This window comes from Pseudoxanthomonas suwonensis, from assembly GCF_000972865.1.
Classification (GTDB): domain Bacteria; phylum Pseudomonadota; class Gammaproteobacteria; order Xanthomonadales; family Xanthomonadaceae; genus Pseudoxanthomonas; species Pseudoxanthomonas suwonensis_B.
In genome coordinates, this window is sequence record NZ_CP011144.1 from 238,980 (window position 1) to 254,884 (window position 15,905).

A 15,905-nucleotide genomic window follows, 5' to 3' on the forward strand; every position below is an offset into this window, starting at 1 on the left:
ATGAACGTACCGCACGACGGCGGAGCGCCCGGCGATCCGATTCAGAGCCGGCAGGGCCTGCCCGTGGTCGCCGTGGTCATCGGCGCCCTGTTCTTCATCGGCCTGCTCGGACTGATGCTGTACGGGGTGATGCGCTCGGGCGACGCCGACCGCGACGTGCTGCCCTCGGCGCTGATCGGCAAGCCGGCGCCGGAATTCGTGCTGCCGATCCTGCACGATCCGTCGGTCCAGGTCGCCGCTGCCGACCTGCGCGGCGCGCCCTACGTGCTCAACGTCTGGGGCAGCTGGTGCGCGGCCTGCCGCGACGAGCACCCGGTGTTGACGAAATTCGCCGAGACCCGCCGCGTGCGCGTGGTCGGCTACAACTGGAAGGACGAACCGGAGGACGCGCTGCGCTGGCTCGAGCAGTTCGGCAACCCGTTCTTCGTGGTGCTGGCCGACCGCGACGGCCGCTACGCGCTGGACTGGGGCGTGGCCGGCGCGCCGGAGACCTTCCTGGTCGACGGCGGCGGCATCGTCCGCTGGAAGCACACCGGTCCGCTGACCGAGGACGTGGTCCGCACCCAGCTGCTGCCGGCGCTGGAACAGGTGGAGCGGGCGCGATGAGCGGCCTGCGCGCGGCGGCCTGCGCCCTGCTGCTGGCCCTGCTGCCGGGCATCGGTGGCGTGCGCGCGCAGCCGGCTGGCGACGCCGCACCACTGGTGTTCGAGAGCGCCGCCGAGGAGAAGCGCTTCCACGCCCTCACCGCCGAGCTGCGCTGCGTGATGTGCCAGAACCAGTCGCTGGCCGACTCCAATGCGCAGATCGCCCAGGACATGCGCCGCGAGGTGCTGGCGCTGGTGCGCCAGGGCAAGACCGACGCCGAGGTCAAGCGGTTCCTGGTCGAGCGCTACGGCGAGTTCGTGCTGTACCGGCCCGAGGTCGCCTCGCACACCTGGCTGCTGTGGTTCGGTCCCGGCCTGGTGCTGCTGGGCGGCGCCGCGCTGGTCTGGCTGGTCGTGCGCCGCCGCGCGTCGACCGTGCCCGCCGCGCGCGACGACGACACCGGGGAGCAGGAATGGTGAGCGCGACCGCCGTCTTCGCCGCGCTCGCCGCCGCCGTCACCCTGGCCGTGCTGGCCTGGGTGCTGTGGCCGTTGCGGGGCGGCCGCCGCTGGCCCTGGGCCGGCGCCGTGCTGGTGCTGGCGGTGGGCGTGCTGGCGCTGTACCGGCTGGTCGGCACGCCGGCGGCGCTGCAGGAAACCGCGGGCGCTGCGCCGCAAAGCTTGGAGCAGGCCGTGGCCCGGCTGCAGGCCGAACTGGAACGCAACCCGGCCCAACCCGAAGGCTGGGCATTGCTGGCCCGCTCGCAGGCCGCGCTGGGCGATCCGGCGGCCGCGCGCGACGCCTACGCCCGCGCCGTGCAGCTGGCCCCGGACGAACCGGCGCTGCTGGTGGACGCGGCCGAAGCGCGTGCGCTGGCCGATCCACAGCGCCGCTTCGACGCGCAGGCCATCGCCTGGCTGCAGCGCGCGCAGGAACTGGACCCGGCCGCCTCGCGCGCGACCTGGTTCCTCGGCGTGGCGCAGCGCCAGGCCGGCGAGCACGCCGAAGCGGCCCGGACCTGGGAATCCCTGCTCGGCTCGGTCGATGCGGCCACCGCGCGCAGCCTGCGCGTGCAGATCGACGCGGCCCGCGCCGACGCCGGCCTGCCGCCCTTGCCGGCCGGCGAAGCGGCCCCCGCCGCACCCGCCTCGGCCAACGCGCTGACGGTGAAGGTGTCGCTGGACCCGGACTTCGCCGAGCGCGTGCGCCTGCGCGGCGACGCCACCGTGTTCGTGATCGCACGCCTTCCCGACGGCCCGCCGATGCCGGTGGCGGTGGAGCGCCACGCGCTGCGGGACCTGCCGCTGCAGGTGGTGCTGGACGATGCCGACAGCCCGATGCCGACGCAGAAGCTGTCGGCGCTGCAGGAGGTCGAGGTGCTGGCGCGCGTGTCGGCCGATGGCAGCGCCAACCGCGGCGAGGGCGACCTGGAGTCGCCGGCGGTGCGCGTCGCCCTGCCCGCTGCGGGGCCGGTGGAACTGGTGATCGGCGCGGGCACCGACCCGGCGCGCTAGGGACAACGGAAAGCCCCGCACCGATCCAGACCACCACCGTCATCCCCACGTAGGCGGGGATCCAGCGACTTTGCTCTCACTCTCGTCGGGAAACGCGACCGAATACCACGCACAAGTCACTGGTCCCCGCCTGCGCGGGGACGACGGGACGAGACGATTGTCGAGACCTCGACCGTCGCCGCGGGAAGCAGCTTCCCGCATCGCGCCTGCGACAGGCCCGCCGATGCCGTTAAACTCCGGCCCCTATGTCCCCCGCCCATCCCCACGAATTCATCCCGCCCGGCAGCCGCTTCCACGCACTGCCCTCGCCGTTCCCGATGAAGCGCGGCGGCGCGCTGCACGGCGCACGCGTGGCCTACGAGACCTGGGGCACGCTGAACGCCGCGCGCGACAACGCGGTGCTGATCGTCACCGGCCTGTCGCCCGATGCGCACGCCGCGTCGAACGCCGACGATCCGGCACCCGGCTGGTGGGAGCCGATGCTCGGCCCCGGCCGGCCGATCGACAGCGACCGCTGGTTCGTGGTCTGCGTCAATTCGTTGGGCAGCTGCAAGGGCTCGACCGGTCCGGCGTCCATCGACCCGGCCACCGGCGAGTCGTACCGGCTGTCGTTCCCGGAACTGTCGATCGAGGACATCGCCGACGCCGCGGCCGCGGTCGTGCGCGGGCTGGGCATCGAGCGGCTGGCCTGCGCGGTCGGCAACTCGATGGGCGGCATGACCGCGCTGGCGCTGCTGCAGCGCCACCCAGGCATCGCCCGCGCGCACGTCAACATCTCCGGCAGCGCCCGCGCGCTGCCGTTCTCCATCGCGGTGCGCTCGCTGCAGCGCGAGGCGATCCGGCTGGACCCGAACTGGAACGACGGCGACTACGACGACGCCACCTACCCCGAGTCGGGCATGCGCATCGCGCGCAAGCTGGGCGTGATCACCTACCGCTCGGCACTGGAATGGGACGGCCGCTTCGGCCGCGTGCGCCTGGACGAGTCGGCGGCCGACGACGAGGACCCGTTCGGCCTGGAGTTCCAGGTCGAGAGCTACCTGGAAGGCCACGCCCGCCGCTTCGTGCGCCGCTACGACCCGAACTGCTACCTCTACCTGAGCCGCTCGATGGACTGGTTCGACCTGGCCGAGCACGCCGGCGGCGACGTGCTGGCCGGCCTGGCGTCGATCCGGGTCGAACGCGCCCTGGCCATCGGCGCCAGCACCGACATCCTGTTCCCGGTGCAGCAGCAGCAGGAAGTGGCCGAGGGCCTGGCCCGCGGCGGCGCGCAGGCGGAGTTCGTCGGCATGGACTCGCCGCAGGGCCATGACGCCTTCCTGGTCGACTTCGAACGCTTCGGCCCGGCCGTACGCGACTTCCTCGACCGCCTCGGATAAGGTTGCACGGGAAACATTATGCTAACGGTCCGGGGCCTACCCTGTCCGGCAGTCAAACCGGAACCGTTCCCCCGTGCATTTCCCCGGCAGAGAAAGATTCGTCGCCGCGCTCGACGCGGCGGTCCGGCTCGAAGACGAAACCGCAGTCACCGACGCGCTGCGCGAGGCGCTGGTGGCACTGTTCGCCGACCGCGACGTCGGCCTGCCGCGCAGCGTGCTGGAGCCGATCGCCGACCACTACGCACGGCGCGAACTGCACGTGAGCCCGGAACTGGGCTACAGCGTGATCGCGATGACCTGGGGCCCGGGCCAGGGCACCCGCATCCACGACCACGACGGCGCCTGGTGCGTGGAAGGGGTCTGGCATGGCCGCCTGGCGATCACCCAGTACGAACCCAGCGGACGCGACGGCGAGCGCTGGCGCTTCGCCGGCATGGGCACGATCGAGGCCAGTCCCGGCTCGGCCGGCAGCCTGATCCCGCCGCACGAGTACCACGCCATCCGCAATCCCAGCGACGACGACATCGCCGTATCGCTGCACGTCTACCAGCGCCCGCTGCTGCGCTGCCACGTGTTCGTACCGGACGAAGGCGATGGCGGCAACGACGGCTGGCTGCGCCGCGAGGAACGCCTGTTGTGCACCGACGCGGCCGGATAGCCGCCTCCCCGCCCCGGCGGCTATACTTCCCGCCCTCAGCCGAAGTGGCGGAATGGTAGACGCAGCGGACTCAAAACTCGTCGTGTCAAGTCACCTTCCGGCGTGACAGTAGTAGATGACCCCTTTAGGATCAGCTACTTGAAGATGACGATGAAAATCGGGGAACGTTGAGGTTCAGCCCTAGGTGTCTCGTAGGGGCCAGCATGCGAGAGTGACGGAATCGGTAGACGTAGCGGCCTCAAAAGCCGCCGGTGGAAACACCGTGAGGGTTCGAGTCCCTCCTCTCGCACCAGACACCGAAGGCTGCCTTTGTCCAGTACGGAGTTTGGGGGCGCCAACTCGGTGAATGAACGGCTAGTCAGCACGCGGCTCTCGAAGCGCCTCCCCAACCGTTCCCATGAGTGCGGCCCGGATGCCCCTCGGCACTGATCTCGTCACCCGGCTGCTCGAAGCGATTGAAGCCAATTCGCTGGTTTTCCTGTGCGGTGCCGGACTGTCCGTGCCGGCGCCCAGCTCGATCCCGGCGGCGGCTCGAGTGGCCGAGATCTGCTACGACACCTATCAACATATCGCCGCGCTTCCGCCTGCACTGCGCGCGGACATCGACCAGCTCGCCGAGCATTTCCACCAGCGTGGAGACTTCAAGCCAATTTTCATCAACCAGCTTGTGCCATGGGATGACTTGGTCGGGCGCCCCAATGCCGGTCATGCAGCGATCGCGGATCTCCTGATCTGTCGAGCTGCACACGCGGCACTGACAGCGAACTTTGACACGCTGATAGAACATTGGGCAGAGGAGCACAAGGTAGCGATGCGTGGCGCCCTCGACGGGCAGGAAGCCGTGGCGTTCAGCAATGCGATCAGCCCTTTGGTGAAGTTCCATGGCTGCCTGCAACGGGACCGGGAACAGACCTTATGGACGAAACCACAGCTGCTCGAACCGGAAGTTCAAGCGCGAGTAGCAAGCTGCTCCCAGTGGATGAACCTGCATTTGCCGCAAAAGGATCTGGTGGTAGTCGGATTCTGGACTGATTGGGGCTATCTGAACGAGGTTTTTGCGAATGCATTTGCGATCGCGAATGCCCGCTCCGTAACGGTTTTCGACATCGGCACGACCGCGGAGCTTCAGCAGAAAGCGCCAGATCTATGGACCAAGCTGAACGGTCTGAGCAATCGATTCGAGCACGTTCAGATCTCGGGGGCTGAGGCTCTGGAGCAACTACGTGTCGCCCATTCGAAGGTCTGGGCTAGACGCTTCTTCGCGCTGGGGCAACCCATGCTGCAGGCGGTAGGACAGGGAGTTCCCGCTACTGCCAATCCGGATCTGTTGGACTGTGACGCTCTCTATGATCTTCGTCGAGATGGCGAAGGCGTCCCCTACACTCGCGCCGCGAAGACAAAGGCCCCTCCCCAGGCAGGCGCTTTGTCCGCATTCGCGCGGCTGAGGTTTCTCCACGCCGGCGCTACACAGCAAGCATCCTGGCTCGACTATGGCGGGCAAACCATCCGTATCGTGAATGGAGCAGGCCGCGATCTGGCCAGCGTCGAAGCAAGTTACAAGGAACCATCGACGCGATCACAGGCCGACATGGTCGTCTGCGCCGGCGCCATCGATCTAGCCGTTCCTGCGTCATTGATCGCCAGCGGTAGCGGAGCGAGCATCGTGCGGCCTGCTCCTGGTGGCGGAGCCCGTTGGCTGACGTGGGAACAGGCGCAACTGGAGTTGGGAATATGATTGACGTGTTGTCGACAATGCACGCTTTGTTGCAGGAATCCAAGTTCGAGGCTCGGTTGATAGCTTTGGATGACGATTCGATTCTTTGCTTCGAGGACGAATCAGTCATGGGGTTCTGCAAGGTATTCGACAGCCCTCAATCGCTTCTCTCCAACTGGCGCACGGCAGAGCTGGGAATTCTTCGGCGCTTCGCGGCCAACTTTCGAGAGGCCCCAGACAAGGCTTGGAACGTGTACACCGTATTTCTGTGCACACAAGAGGCAAGCCCGGATGAAAGCCGACAGATTCGCTGGATTGAGGAAGATCTCGAGCGCACCAGGAAAATCACCGGTTGCGGCGTTGTATCCCGAGAGGATCTAGTGAACGCGCTTCTAGCGATCTTGCCGATTCAGTACGAGCCGAAGCTCCAGACAGAAGACTCTACCGCAAGGCTGACGAGACAGATTCGGGGCATATCGGCAAAAGCTGCCGACGTGGTGCTCGATTCGGCAGTCTCACCGTCGGAAGTGGTTCGCCTTATGAGTGCCACGTCATGAGGCTCTCTTTCGTCGAAGTGGCCGGATTCCGCGGGTTCAGGAACAAGGTTCGTCTGGACTTACCTGACGGATTTGCTGTCCTCACCGGGCGAAACGGCGCGGGGAAAAGCACAATCCTCGATGCCGTGGATTTCGCGCTTACCGGCACACTTAGCAAGTACGAAGTCAAGGGCGCGAAAGGTGGCGGCCTAGATGAGCACATATGGTGGGTAGGCGAAGGTGCTGCAGCTGAGCAGTTCGTTCGTATTGGCTTCACGGACAAGGAGGGCCGTGAGCTATCCGTGACCCGCAGCCGCGAGCGAGGACTTGAGCAGCCTTTGGAAGAAGTCGGAGGCTGGATTTGCGGCGACAACCTGCCGTCGCCCTCGTGGCCGGATGTCTTTCTGAAGACATCGCTGATTCGCGACGAGACTATCGCGGCGCTGAGCTTGGATCTTCCCGAACAGGCACGCTTTGCCAGTGTGCGTGGCGCGATCGGAGGAATGACCGGTCAGGATCATAGTGAACGCATCGCCTCACTCGTTCGCGCGGCCAGTGCCGCTAAGGAAGCCCAGGAAAAGCGTGTAAATGATCTGCAAGCGGAGCTTGGCCGTACCTTGAGCGCTCTGACCGAGGCCAGGAGTATTGCCGAACGGCAGGAAGACACCGCCGCGGCCAGTCAATTGATAGCGCTCGTCGCTCCCGATATCGCAGGAAGTACTGCGCAGCGAGCTGAGGAACTCCGCAAGCGGTTGGCAAAGCGCCGACTGGACAACAACAATCTGACGGAATCCTTGGCGTTGGCCGAACAACTGGCCCGCGAGATCATCGAAGCACGATCAGAAGATGCGCAAGGACGAGTCAAGGCTGCGACCGACGCGCTGAGTTTGGCAGAACGGACAAGCGAGCAGGCTGTCAGCCGCCTGGCGGCTGCCGAGGAACGTCTTGAGAAGGAGAGAAGCAACAACGACTTTGTATCGCAGATGGTGTCATTGCTGAGTCATGGCGAAGCGATCGGCTTACAGGACGACCACTGCCCCTTGTGCGCCGCAAATCGAACGCAGGACGAGTTCAATGCCGCCATTGCCGCTGCCCGGGCACGGCTGGACGAAGCGGGTGCGCGTGCTGCTGCGGCCGAAGACGAATGGAAGGTCGCCAAAATTGAAGCAGAAAAGGCAAACCTTGAGCATGTTTCGGCCCAAGCCACTGTTTCGACAATGACCGCGAAGCACGCCCGGGATGAAGAGAGGTTTGCATCGCTACAGGCCTTGTTCGCCTCCCACAACCTTCAGCTTGCAATCGACGACATCAACTCGGTTCGATCGGCGCTACTGGTTCATCGTGAGCAGACTGCGCAACTCGAACGTGCGGTTTACACCTTGGAAAGCTCGACCGCGCAGGATCGGGTTTCCTCACTTGAGGCGAATGCCGCCAAACTACGTGCACTCATCGACGACGAGTCAATCAAGCTTTCATCGATCAACAGCACATTCGAGTCGACCAGACAAATAGATTCCGCATCGAAGACGGTCGTCAATCAGATTCTTGCCGAGCAATTCGATACGGTGCTTCCACTGCTGAAAGAGCTATACAAAAGACTCCGACCGCATGCGGATTGGCGAGAGATTGAGACGGATTTTGGCGGACGGGTTCGCGCGTCCTTGAACTTCACCGTAGGGGATGGACGGAATCCCCAGTTCCTGTTCAGCAGCGGTCAGCGGCGTGCGGCCGGACTGGCCTTTCTACTTGCGATCCATCTTTCCAGGCCTTGGTGCCGGCTACGAACATTGATGATGGATGATCCGATCCAGCATATCGATGACTACAGAGCACTCAATATGGTCGAGGTACTTTCTGCCATACGCCGTACTGGACGCCAGGTTATCGTCGCAGTCGAGGATTCTGCACTCGCAGATGTGCTGTGCCGTCGCTTGCGTAGCAGCACGCTGCAGACCGGCATGCTGTTCGAGTTGAAGACTGATAGCACTGGATCCGCTGAGATCGGCGAGACCCGCACTATTTATCCTTTGCCGCGAGAAGTGCTGAAGGTCGCGCAGGCCTCCTAGGGATCAACGGGCTCCTTCAATCCACAAGCTCTTCATCTTGCGGGAAGCATCAGATCCCGGTTGACCAGCACCCTCACCGGGTGACCTACCCGCACCGTCAGCGTCGGCTGCAAGTAGACATCGTCAACGTGCAGGTAGCGGCCTTCACTGCATCCGTTCCCAGCCTTGTCCCAAACGACTGTCGCGGTTCCCGCCGACCGGAATGCCGCCCGCACCTCATCGTACGAACCGTTCCATGGCTCGTCGCCTCGCGTGACATCGGTTCCACCAGAACCATGAACAATCACGATTGCCGGATGCTTGCCTACGCCGGCCGGAAAGTCGATGAACCCTCTCAGGATGTTGTTGCCTGCAGTGAACTCGAAGGGTGTTGTGCCTGCGGGAATGGTGCAGTGTGATAGCGTTTTGCCCATAGAAAAGTCTTTGCAGTCTTGACCTTTCAAGCATCCCGGAACCTTGATCGCCGTGACTACAACCTCACCCGCGCCTCCCGTAGGACACTCGAATCAGAGGCTGGACATTTCCTACCTGGCCGCCATTAATGCCGCCGATCGCGCTCAACTGGTCGCTATCTTCCCGGATCTCGCCGCCCTCGATTCGACACGGTTCTTGGCGTTACGGCCACTTCTGGACGGCTGCCCGGAGAGATTCTTTGACCGGAGCGCATACTCAATAATGCTGGATTGGCTCAAGGATCGTGATGCAACCAACAGAGGCACGCTGCAGGCATATCTGTCCGAGAACAAGGCTAGCCTGAACTCGGCCTTGCATTTCCTAAGACAAGTCAACTCCGAAGATTGGCACGACGATCCGATCAAGGGTGGCGGTGACTATGAGGTCATGCGACTAATTGACAAAGTGGTCCATCCAGCCTACTTGCGTCTTACGGAAGCCGTACTGGCTCCCCTCGTTCGGATGCCCGCTCACTTCTCACTGCTCGATCGCGGCAAAGGCACCGAAAGACTCGACATTTTCAATGTAGTTGAGGCGCTCTCCAAAACGGATTTCGCTGAATGCCTCAGACACTATCACCCGACCGTGCGCAATGGCATCGGTCATGGCGGCGTGATCTATCGGAATAACAGCATTCGGTACCAGGACAAGAAAGGGGGCTCGGAGGAAATCGCGGCCCGGGACGTTGTTCGCTTGTTTGACGACATGCTTGACACCTGCAACGGCTTCGCTACGGCGTTCAAGGTATTTCTCCTCAGCCATAAGCAACATGGCTACACGCTGCCCCTTGAGCTGATGATCGAAGAACTCCGCGAAAGCACCCGTTCGCCATGGTGGTCGGTTGATAGCTGCATAGAATCTGAAGTTCCAGGTGGAGAACAGCTTCTGATCTACGCGAAGCCGGATTCGCGGCACGAGCTGAAGATCTGGTGGGCCTCGACGCACACCGCTATGGTCGCCGAGTCTCTGACGCCAGGCTACAAACGCTACTTCATACCCATGAACGCATCGAAAGAGTCTCTCGGCTTTGCGGCCTTTGACGGCAAGAAGCTGGAAGCGCTCAGATTGTCTGGCGCCCACCAGGTTCATCAGTACATCGGTGCATTCGAGGAGATTGGATTTTTCTTCCACCCGAAATCGACGCCACCTCGCATTCTGGGGCAAATCGAGACATTTTCTGGCATCGCGAAATCCCATAGCAGTCTCATCCGCACACAAATGCGCGATGCGATGAATTATCCGAAAATCGTTTGCCGAAATTCCGAGATCGAACGAAGATCTTGGAAGTCCCACCTGCGGGGAAAAGTGGTCATCACCATCAGCGGAGGCCAGTCGATGTCGCAGGTTATCCGCAGGCACAAACGCCGCATCCTGCGAAAAGTAGCCACCGCGGCAAGATCCGGCCTGCCTCGTTTTGACAGAGGACGATACGTCCCACTCGCCTTCGCGCACATCGACATCTATTGCGAGGATTTCCGGCGACGGCGCCTGGACGGGTTCGGCCTAGGGCGTCAACTCGTCTGCACTTTGCAGTTGCACCGGACAATACGGACAAGAACGATCAGGGTCATCGACATCCTCGATTCGACCGCGGAAGTTGCCGGAAGCTGGCGGATTGTATGGAACAAGCAGTGGCTTGCCAAAGGCGGCGCTTTGTAACGGCTGAGAGGAATCACCGATCGCCAACCTTGCCGAGGGAAGTCACAAGTCCCTTCAATCCGCCGTCGAGATGTTTGGCAGCCGCCAGAAAGTCAGCAAGGGGAAACAAGCTAATGGTCAGTTTGCTCAAACGGGCTCGTGATGGTGCCTTCCAGCGTGGAGTCGTTTTAGGGTATTGGTGGGAGAAGCAGCCATGGCCGGCACGGCTGTATTCGGCAGGAGTCCTGGTAGCCCTGGCGGCATTCGTCTGCGTACTGGACGGTATTACCTACCGCGGCGTGCATACGACCATCTTTGTCTTGGGCGCGCTGTTGCTGGCCATCGGGCTCGTGCTGGAGGGCTATTGGCTCGTCGACAAAGGCCTCGCGACACGGTAGGCGCCTGGCGCATTGCACGCTTTTCCGCGCTGGGATCTTCGCCTCGCCGGATGTCTGCCAGCATGTCCTTGGCGATCGCCCTCGCTTGCTCCACGGTCAGCTCACCGAACTTTCCGATGGACGGCTTCCGCCGCTCGCCCCAGTTGGTGCGGTAGGCCAGCATGAAGACCTTCCGCCCTGTCGGAGTTACCTTGCAAAGGAACCCAGGAACGAGCGTATCGCGCAGCTCGTAGTCCTTTTCTCGGGCTGTGGCGTCGTCTATGACGGACTTGCTTAGCCTCAACAGCGGCATGGATGTATTCCCAACTTCAGAGAATCAGGAGCGCGCCAAGTGCTGGGACTGTCGGGAACGTCGACTGGTACCTGCGCACAACGGCGTGCTCGTATTCAACCGTAACTACTTGTTACGGCAAGGAAAACCAGCTCCGTAGTACGTGGTGGTGTTGGGGCGTACATGCGGAGCTGGGCACATTCTCCAGCTCAAAATCCGCCGTTAGCGACAACGTGTGGGTTCGAGTCTCACCTTCACCAATGAAGGACAAGGGATTGGGCTTCGCAGCCCAGCCCCTTCTTTTTCGTGCCGCACACCAGCGCGTAGTGCCACAGGCCGAGCCATGCCTGGCTGTCCCGGTCGGCGGAACTGGCCGACGCGGACACCGGCCAATTAGGCGTCGCGGGGTCGTGCCGGCGCCGGGGCGCCGCGGCTGTGCGCCGGCGGCGTGTCGTACACACGCCGCCAGGCGCGGCGGAACTGCCGGGTCGAGGCGAATCCGGCCCGTTCGGCGACGCTCTCCATGTCGAGCTGCGAACCGGTGACCAGTTCGCGCGCGAGCGCGACGCGGATGCGGTTGGCGTAATCGGTGACGCTGCTGCCCGCGTGTTCGTTGAACAGGCGCGACAGGTTGCGCGGGCTGGTGCCGGCGATCTTCGCCAGCGCCGCTACCGACCAGGCGCGCGCCGGCTCCGCGGCGATCGCGTCCTGCGCGCGGTGGATCGCCGGATGGATGTGGTTGCGCCCCTCGAGCCACGGCGAGAGCTGCGGATCGGCGCCGCCGCGACGCAGGTAGACCAGCAGGTAGCGCGCGACGGCCAGCGCCGTGGCATGGCCGGCCTGCTGCGCGATGACGTGCAGCATCAGGTCGATGCCGGCGGTGATCCCAGCGCTGGTCAGGCGTGGGCCATCCTCGACATACAGCCGGTTCTCGCGCACCCGCGCCGCCGGGGCCAGCCGCTGCAGTTCGACGATCGCGGCGTGGTGGGTCGTGCATTCGTGGCCATCGAGCAGCCCCGCGCGCGCGGCGAGCAAGGCGCCCGAGCAGATCGTCGCCAGGCGCGTGTCCGGGCCGATGCTGCGCCGGAGCCAGTTGACGATCCGCGCTTCGAGCCCCGCGTCTTCCGCACTGCCGGCGCGGCCGCCCAGTGGCTCGGCGACCTGGCCGGCGACGACGACCAGCGCATCCTGCGGCAGCGATACCGGCAGCGGCGCGATGCCGGACAGTTCCAGCCCGATGGAACTGCCGACGCGCGGCGCGGGGCCGATGTAGGCGACATCGAAGCGCACCGCATCCTGTTCGAGGTTCGCCTTGCGCAGGGCTTCGATGGGACCGGCGATGTCGAGCAACAGGGTGCGCGGCGGCACCACCACGAACACGGCGATGCGCTGGCGCGGCGCCGCCGGCATCAGGCGGCGGCCCGCTCGGGTATGTGCGCCAGCGCCTGCTCCACGGTCGCGATGCGGGCGAAGCGGCCGGCCAGGACCAGTTCGGTACGCGCGCGGATCTCCGCGGCGCTCCACTCCCGGCCGGTGGCATCGGTCATCGGAAAGGTCAGCGTCGCCTCGCTCACGTAGTCGACCGCGTAGCCCAGGTCGGAGGCGTGCCGGGCCGTGGTCTCGCAGCACTGCTCGGTACGGATGCCCGAGACGATGACGCGGCGGATGCCGTGCTCGATCAGCCACACCTCCAGGCCCGAGCCGACCAGCGCACTGTGGCGCCGCTTCCTGAACACGGCGTCGGCCTCAACGCGCAGCGGCGCTAGCGCCTTCACCCAGCCCGAGGCTTCGGAGAACGCGCCTTCAGGCTCGACATGGAACATCTGCGCCACCGGGATCCCCACGGCCCGGGCGCCGTCGATCAATGCCTGCTGGCGCTCGATGTAGGCGGCCAGTCCTTCCTCGCGGAAGTACGGACGATGACGAAACGACTCCTGGGCGTCGATCACCAGCAGCGCGGTATGGGCAGACATTTTTGGCATCTCCAATGGGCGGCGTTGAATCATTCTAGGCGCCGATGAAGTGCGCAGAAATGCCGGTTTCCGACCAATAAGGGACAGATCGCGCCATCCACTCGACCCACGGCCGACCAGTCTATCCGCTCAGCCCCTCGCGCCGGGACACCCGAATCCGCCACGCGCCCGCTCGGCCTGACCGCGCACCACACAGCCGTCGACGTGGTCGTTGACCAGGCCCATCGCCTGCATGAAGGCGTAGACCGTGGTCGGGCCGACAAACTTCCAGCCGTCCTTCTTCAGCGCCTTGGACAGCGCGATCGACTCGGGCGAGGTCGAAACGGTCTGCGGCGCGGCGAGCGCGGCAGGGTCCGGTTCGAACTTCCAGACGAAGGCGGCCAGCGACTCCCCGCGCTCGGCCAGGGCACAGGCGCGTCGGGCGTTGTTGATCACCGCCTCGATCTTGCCGCGGTGGCGCACGATGCCGGCATCGGCGAGCAGGCGCTCCACGTCCCGTGACGTGTAGCCGGCGATGCGGTCGAAATCGAAGCCGTGGAAGGCTTCGCGGAAGTTGTCGCGCTTGACCAGGATCGTGCGCCAGCTCAGCCCGGACTGGAATCCCTCCAGGCTCAGCTTCTCGAACAGCCGGCGGTCGTCGGCCACCGGGAATCCCCACTCGGTGTCGTGGTAGTGCAGGAATTCCGGCGCCGCTGCGCACCAGCGGCAACGCGGCTTTCCGTCGGGCCCGGGGATCGTGGCACTCATCGTTGTGCTCCCGCTTCGCCGGCTGGCGACAGGACGGCAGGATAGGAGGATCGCCCTGGACGGTCGACCCGCGGCACGCGCGGCGCCCCCCTCGATGGCCACCCCAGCCGCCTCCACGCTCCCCTCGCGCAGGCAACCGCATACTGGCAACCGCACCCGCCGAGGGCGAGGCCATGAACGAATTTCCCGAACGGCTGTTGACCGCCGGCACCGACATCGACCGGCTCACCGCGGTGTGCGCGCTGCTGGACGACGAGGAGCAGGTGCGCCTGCGCTTCGACGACGGCAGCGTGCTGGAAGGCGTGGTCGCGGCGCGGCCGACGGTGCAGGTGTTCCGCGACGGCGAAGGCGAGGGCTTCAACGCCCTGCTGCGGCTGGAGCCGCTGGCCGGCGACGCGCTGCCACGCTACCTGTGGCTGGACCGGCTGGTCGAGGTGGTCCGGCTGGCAGCGCCTAGTCCGGAAGGCGACAGCAGCGCGTTTCACACCCGATTGCACCCGCCTGCGACAGCCTGAGGCCCTGCCCTCGCGCCACAACGCCATGCGCCAAGCCCTGCTGATCGTGGACATGATCAACCCCTTCGACTTCGCGGGGGGCGCGGCGCTGCTGCGCGCGGCGCGGCCGGCGGCGCGGCGCATCGCCGCGCTGCAACGCCGGTTCCGCGACAACCGCGGCCTGGTGGTCTACGTCAACGACAACTTCGTGGACTGGAAGGGCGGGTTCGCCGACATCGTCGCCTGCTGCGGCCGCGACGGCATGCCCGGCGCGGACATCGTCGCACTGCTGGCGCCGGGACCGGAGGACCGCTTCGTGCTCAAGCCGCGGCATTCGGGCTTCCTCGACTCGCCGCTGGAACTGCTGCTGCGCCAGCTGCGGGTGCGACGGCTGGTGGTGTGCGGGATTGCGGCCGATTCCTGCATCCTGGTCACCGCGCACGATGCGCACATGCGCGGTTTCGAGGTGCAGGTGCCGCGCGACTGCGTGGCGGCGCAGACCGCGGCACGCCGCGACCGGGCGCTGGCGCTGATGCGCGACGCCTTCGATGTCGACATCCGCACGTCGCGCGCGATCCGCTTCCAGTGAGCCCGGCCGGTCGGCCGGGTGGCTGCCCTACGCCGGCGCCGCCTCGAAGTGCCGCGTGACCAGCCCGGCGATCAGCTCCTCGCACAGCGTCTCCAGCGCCATGATCCGCACCGTGCCGTAGCGGGCCAGGCGGATGATGCGCTCGACATAGATCTCGCGGCCGTGCTCGACGGTCTCGCGCATCGACTTGGTGAATCCGTGCGGGACGAAGCCGCGGGTGCCGTCCTTGCTGCCACCCACGTACAGGACGATGCTCATTCGGCCGCTCCTCTTCTTGTTCTTTTGTTCTGTTGTTGCCGTCGGTCGATGCGGGCAAGTGTGCCCGGCATGCCGTTAGCATTGCGTACAACAGAAGTTAGCCGCGGCATGTTTCCGCACGCTGACGCGCAGGTTGCGTCTTGTGCACGGACCCGGCGATTCAGCGGTATGAACGCAGGCTCGGCGGCCACCAGCCGTGGCCGTGCAGCGCGTAGTGGTCGGCGGCGCGCTCGAACGGGTTGCGCACCGAGATGCCGCCGCACAGGAAGTACACCGGCACGAACAGTGGCCCGAGCAGCATGTACTGGTAGACGTGCGCGCGCTCGTGGTCGCCCAGGCGCACCGGCGGATGCGAGCAGCGGCCGGCGCGGTGCTCGTAGGTGGCGCAGCTGGCCTCCAGGTCGCCACCGGTGGCCAGGATCACGTTGCCCAGGGTCATCGCCCCGCCCGGCCCCCACGGCCAGCGGACGAACACCAGCGCGCGGTCGCGGCGGCTGAAGCGGGCCGATGCGCCCGCGGCCATGCCGGCCAGTCCCGCGACCAGTCCTGCCAGGGTCCAGGGCGAGGCCCAGACCGCGCCCAGCAGCATGCCCGCGACCGGCAGCCAGGACGGGTACCAGCGCCCGCGGATGC

Annotated in this window: 19 protein-coding genes and 2 tRNA genes; 14 read left to right on the forward strand and 7 right to left on the reverse strand. The window is 65.3% G+C overall.

The features are described 5' to 3' along the window. The 10 genes from WQ53_RS01005 to WQ53_RS16130 all read left to right on the forward strand — a co-directional run bounded on the left by WQ53_RS01005 (window position 1) and on the right by WQ53_RS16130 (window position 8,451). Window positions 1-606, forward strand: a complete 606-nt coding sequence (locus WQ53_RS01005) for a DsbE family thiol:disulfide interchange protein (RefSeq protein ID WP_052629599.1) — start codon at window positions 1-3, stop codon at window positions 604-606. Beyond that, window positions 603-1,064 carry a cytochrome c-type biogenesis protein gene (locus WQ53_RS01010; RefSeq protein WP_052629600.1) on the forward strand — a complete coding sequence of 154 codons (462 nt, stop codon included), beginning with the start codon at window positions 603-605 and terminating at the stop codon, window positions 1,062-1,064. Before WQ53_RS01005 ends, WQ53_RS01010 begins: the two co-directional genes overlap by 4 nt. Then, window positions 1,058-2,098, forward strand: a complete 1,041-nt coding sequence (locus WQ53_RS01015) for a tetratricopeptide repeat protein (protein ID WP_052629601.1) — start codon at window positions 1,058-1,060, stop codon at window positions 2,096-2,098. Before WQ53_RS01010 ends, WQ53_RS01015 begins: the two co-directional genes overlap by 7 nt. Before the next feature lie 245 nt (window positions 2,099-2,343). After that, on the forward strand, window positions 2,344-3,477 hold the full coding sequence (metX, locus tag WQ53_RS01020) for a homoserine O-acetyltransferase MetX (RefSeq protein ID WP_052629602.1): 1,134 nt from the start codon (window positions 2,344-2,346) through the stop codon (window positions 3,475-3,477). A 73-nt stretch (window positions 3,478-3,550) separates the two neighbouring features. Then, on the forward strand, window positions 3,551-4,135 hold the full coding sequence (locus WQ53_RS01025) for a cysteine dioxygenase family protein (protein ID WP_052629603.1): 585 nt from the start codon (window positions 3,551-3,553) through the stop codon (window positions 4,133-4,135). A 38-nt stretch (window positions 4,136-4,173) separates the two neighbouring features. Beyond that, window positions 4,174-4,238, forward strand: a tRNA-Leu gene (locus WQ53_RS16950). Between the two features lie 102 nt (window positions 4,239-4,340). Continuing rightward, window positions 4,341-4,427, forward strand: a tRNA-Leu gene (locus WQ53_RS01030). 120 nt (window positions 4,428-4,547) lie between these two features. Then, a complete protein-coding gene (locus tag WQ53_RS16520) occupies window positions 4,548-5,870 on the forward strand; it encodes an SIR2 family protein (protein ID WP_144409180.1) in 1,323 nt (440 codons plus the stop codon). Next, window positions 5,867-6,406: a hypothetical protein gene (locus WQ53_RS16525; RefSeq protein ID WP_144409181.1), complete on the forward strand. Its 540-nt coding sequence runs from the start codon at window positions 5,867-5,869 to the stop codon at window positions 6,404-6,406. The genes WQ53_RS16520 and WQ53_RS16525 overlap by 4 nt, the downstream gene beginning before the upstream one ends. Next, window positions 6,403-8,451, forward strand: a complete 2,049-nt coding sequence (locus WQ53_RS16130) for an AAA family ATPase (protein WP_082112784.1) — start codon at window positions 6,403-6,405, stop codon at window positions 8,449-8,451. Before WQ53_RS16525 ends, WQ53_RS16130 begins: the two co-directional genes overlap by 4 nt. Window positions 8,452-8,483: 32 nt before the next feature. Here the strand turns inward: WQ53_RS16130 and WQ53_RS16530 are convergent, their stop codons facing one another. Further along, complete coding sequence (locus tag WQ53_RS16530; RefSeq protein WP_144409182.1) at window positions 8,484-8,864, reverse strand: alpha/beta hydrolase family protein; 381 nt, start codon at window positions 8,862-8,864, stop codon at window positions 8,484-8,486. A gap of 43 nt (window positions 8,865-8,907) precedes the next feature. On the opposite strand from WQ53_RS16530, the gene WQ53_RS16535 reads away from it, so the two are divergent. Together WQ53_RS16535 and WQ53_RS17100 are read left to right on the forward strand one after the other, a co-directional pair. After that, entirely contained in the window at window positions 8,908-10,563 is a 1,656-nt protein-coding gene (locus WQ53_RS16535; RefSeq protein WP_144409183.1) for a hypothetical protein, read from the forward strand. 113 nt (window positions 10,564-10,676) lie between these two features. Next, on the forward strand, window positions 10,677-10,940 hold the full coding sequence (locus WQ53_RS17100) for a hypothetical protein (protein ID WP_162488659.1): 264 nt from the start codon (window positions 10,677-10,679) through the stop codon (window positions 10,938-10,940). Here the strand turns inward: WQ53_RS17100 and WQ53_RS16135 are convergent. The 4 genes from WQ53_RS16135 to WQ53_RS01055 all read right to left on the reverse strand — a co-directional run bounded on the left by WQ53_RS16135 (window position 10,828) and on the right by WQ53_RS01055 (window position 13,931). Next, window positions 10,828-11,232, reverse strand: coding sequence for an Arm DNA-binding domain-containing protein (locus WQ53_RS16135; RefSeq protein ID WP_082112785.1), 405 nt, complete (start codon window positions 11,230-11,232; stop codon window positions 10,828-10,830). The genes WQ53_RS17100 and WQ53_RS16135 overlap by 113 nt on opposite strands. A gap of 372 nt (window positions 11,233-11,604) precedes the next feature. Beyond that, entirely contained in the window at window positions 11,605-12,621 is a 1,017-nt protein-coding gene (locus WQ53_RS01045) for a GlxA family transcriptional regulator (RefSeq protein WP_052629606.1), read from the reverse strand. After that, window positions 12,621-13,184, reverse strand: coding sequence for an isochorismatase family protein (locus tag WQ53_RS01050; protein WP_052629607.1), 564 nt, complete (start codon window positions 13,182-13,184; stop codon window positions 12,621-12,623). The genes WQ53_RS01045 and WQ53_RS01050 overlap by 1 nt, the downstream gene beginning before the upstream one ends. Window positions 13,185-13,313: 129 nt before the next feature. Continuing rightward, window positions 13,314-13,931 (reverse strand): DNA-3-methyladenine glycosylase I, encoded by a 618-nt coding sequence (locus WQ53_RS01055; RefSeq protein ID WP_052629608.1) that lies wholly within the window; start codon window positions 13,929-13,931, stop codon window positions 13,314-13,316. Window positions 13,932-14,104: 173 nt separating this feature from the next. Between WQ53_RS01055 and WQ53_RS01060 the strand changes: the two genes are divergently transcribed. Together WQ53_RS01060 and WQ53_RS01065 are read left to right on the forward strand one after the other, a co-directional pair. Next, window positions 14,105-14,446: a DUF3247 family protein gene (locus tag WQ53_RS01060; protein ID WP_052629609.1), complete on the forward strand. Its 342-nt coding sequence runs from the start codon at window positions 14,105-14,107 to the stop codon at window positions 14,444-14,446. A gap of 25 nt (window positions 14,447-14,471) precedes the next feature. Next, window positions 14,472-15,014 (forward strand): cysteine hydrolase family protein, encoded by a 543-nt coding sequence (locus WQ53_RS01065; protein WP_144409184.1) that lies wholly within the window; start codon window positions 14,472-14,474, stop codon window positions 15,012-15,014. A gap of 27 nt (window positions 15,015-15,041) precedes the next feature. Here the strand turns inward: WQ53_RS01065 and WQ53_RS01070 are convergent, their stop codons facing one another. Both WQ53_RS01070 and WQ53_RS01075 read right to left on the reverse strand, forming a co-directional pair. Beyond that, entirely contained in the window at window positions 15,042-15,272 is a 231-nt protein-coding gene (locus tag WQ53_RS01070) for a hypothetical protein (RefSeq protein ID WP_052629610.1), read from the reverse strand. A gap of 160 nt (window positions 15,273-15,432) precedes the next feature. Beyond that, window positions 15,433-15,861, reverse strand: a complete 429-nt coding sequence (locus WQ53_RS01075) for a hypothetical protein (RefSeq protein ID WP_052633827.1) — start codon at window positions 15,859-15,861, stop codon at window positions 15,433-15,435. Window positions 15,862-15,905 lie beyond the last annotated feature (44 nt).

Excerpts from the sequence above, each read along its gene's own strand:
- metX (WP_052629602.1), top strand. The coding sequence starts at position 2,344 with ATGTCCCCCGCCCATCCCCACGAATTCATCCCGCCCGGCAGCCGCTTC.
- WQ53_RS16530 (WP_144409182.1), bottom strand. The coding sequence starts at position 8,864 with ATGGGCAAAACGCTATCACACTGCACCATTCCCGCAGGCACAACACCC.
- WQ53_RS01060 (WP_052629609.1), top strand. The coding sequence starts at position 14,105 with ATGAACGAATTTCCCGAACGGCTGTTGACCGCCGGCACCGACATCGAC.
- WQ53_RS01050 (WP_052629607.1), bottom strand. The coding sequence starts at position 13,184 with ATGTCTGCCCATACCGCGCTGCTGGTGATCGACGCCCAGGAGTCGTTT.
- WQ53_RS01065 (WP_144409184.1), top strand. The coding sequence starts at position 14,472 with ATGCGCCAAGCCCTGCTGATCGTGGACATGATCAACCCCTTCGACTTC.
- WQ53_RS01015 (WP_052629601.1), top strand. The coding sequence starts at position 1,058 with ATGGTGAGCGCGACCGCCGTCTTCGCCGCGCTCGCCGCCGCCGTCACC.
- WQ53_RS01045 (WP_052629606.1), bottom strand. The coding sequence starts at position 12,621 with ATGCCGGCGGCGCCGCGCCAGCGCATCGCCGTGTTCGTGGTGGTGCCG.
- WQ53_RS16520 (WP_144409180.1), top strand. The coding sequence starts at position 4,548 with ATGCCCCTCGGCACTGATCTCGTCACCCGGCTGCTCGAAGCGATTGAA.
- WQ53_RS01070 (WP_052629610.1), bottom strand. The coding sequence starts at position 15,272 with ATGAGCATCGTCCTGTACGTGGGTGGCAGCAAGGACGGCACCCGCGGC.
- WQ53_RS01005 (WP_052629599.1), top strand. The coding sequence starts at position 1 with ATGAACGTACCGCACGACGGCGGAGCGCCCGGCGATCCGATTCAGAGC.
- WQ53_RS16525 (WP_144409181.1), top strand. The coding sequence starts at position 5,867 with ATGATTGACGTGTTGTCGACAATGCACGCTTTGTTGCAGGAATCCAAG.
- WQ53_RS01075 (WP_052633827.1), bottom strand. The coding sequence starts at position 15,861 with ATGCTGCTGGGCGCGGTCTGGGCCTCGCCCTGGACCCTGGCAGGACTG.
- WQ53_RS01010 (WP_052629600.1), top strand. The coding sequence starts at position 603 with ATGAGCGGCCTGCGCGCGGCGGCCTGCGCCCTGCTGCTGGCCCTGCTG.
- WQ53_RS01055 (WP_052629608.1), bottom strand. The coding sequence starts at position 13,931 with ATGAGTGCCACGATCCCCGGGCCCGACGGAAAGCCGCGTTGCCGCTGG.
- WQ53_RS17100 (WP_162488659.1), top strand. The coding sequence starts at position 10,677 with ATGGTCAGTTTGCTCAAACGGGCTCGTGATGGTGCCTTCCAGCGTGGA.
- WQ53_RS16130 (WP_082112784.1), top strand. The coding sequence starts at position 6,403 with ATGAGGCTCTCTTTCGTCGAAGTGGCCGGATTCCGCGGGTTCAGGAAC.
- WQ53_RS16135 (WP_082112785.1), bottom strand. The coding sequence starts at position 11,232 with ATGCCGCTGTTGAGGCTAAGCAAGTCCGTCATAGACGACGCCACAGCC.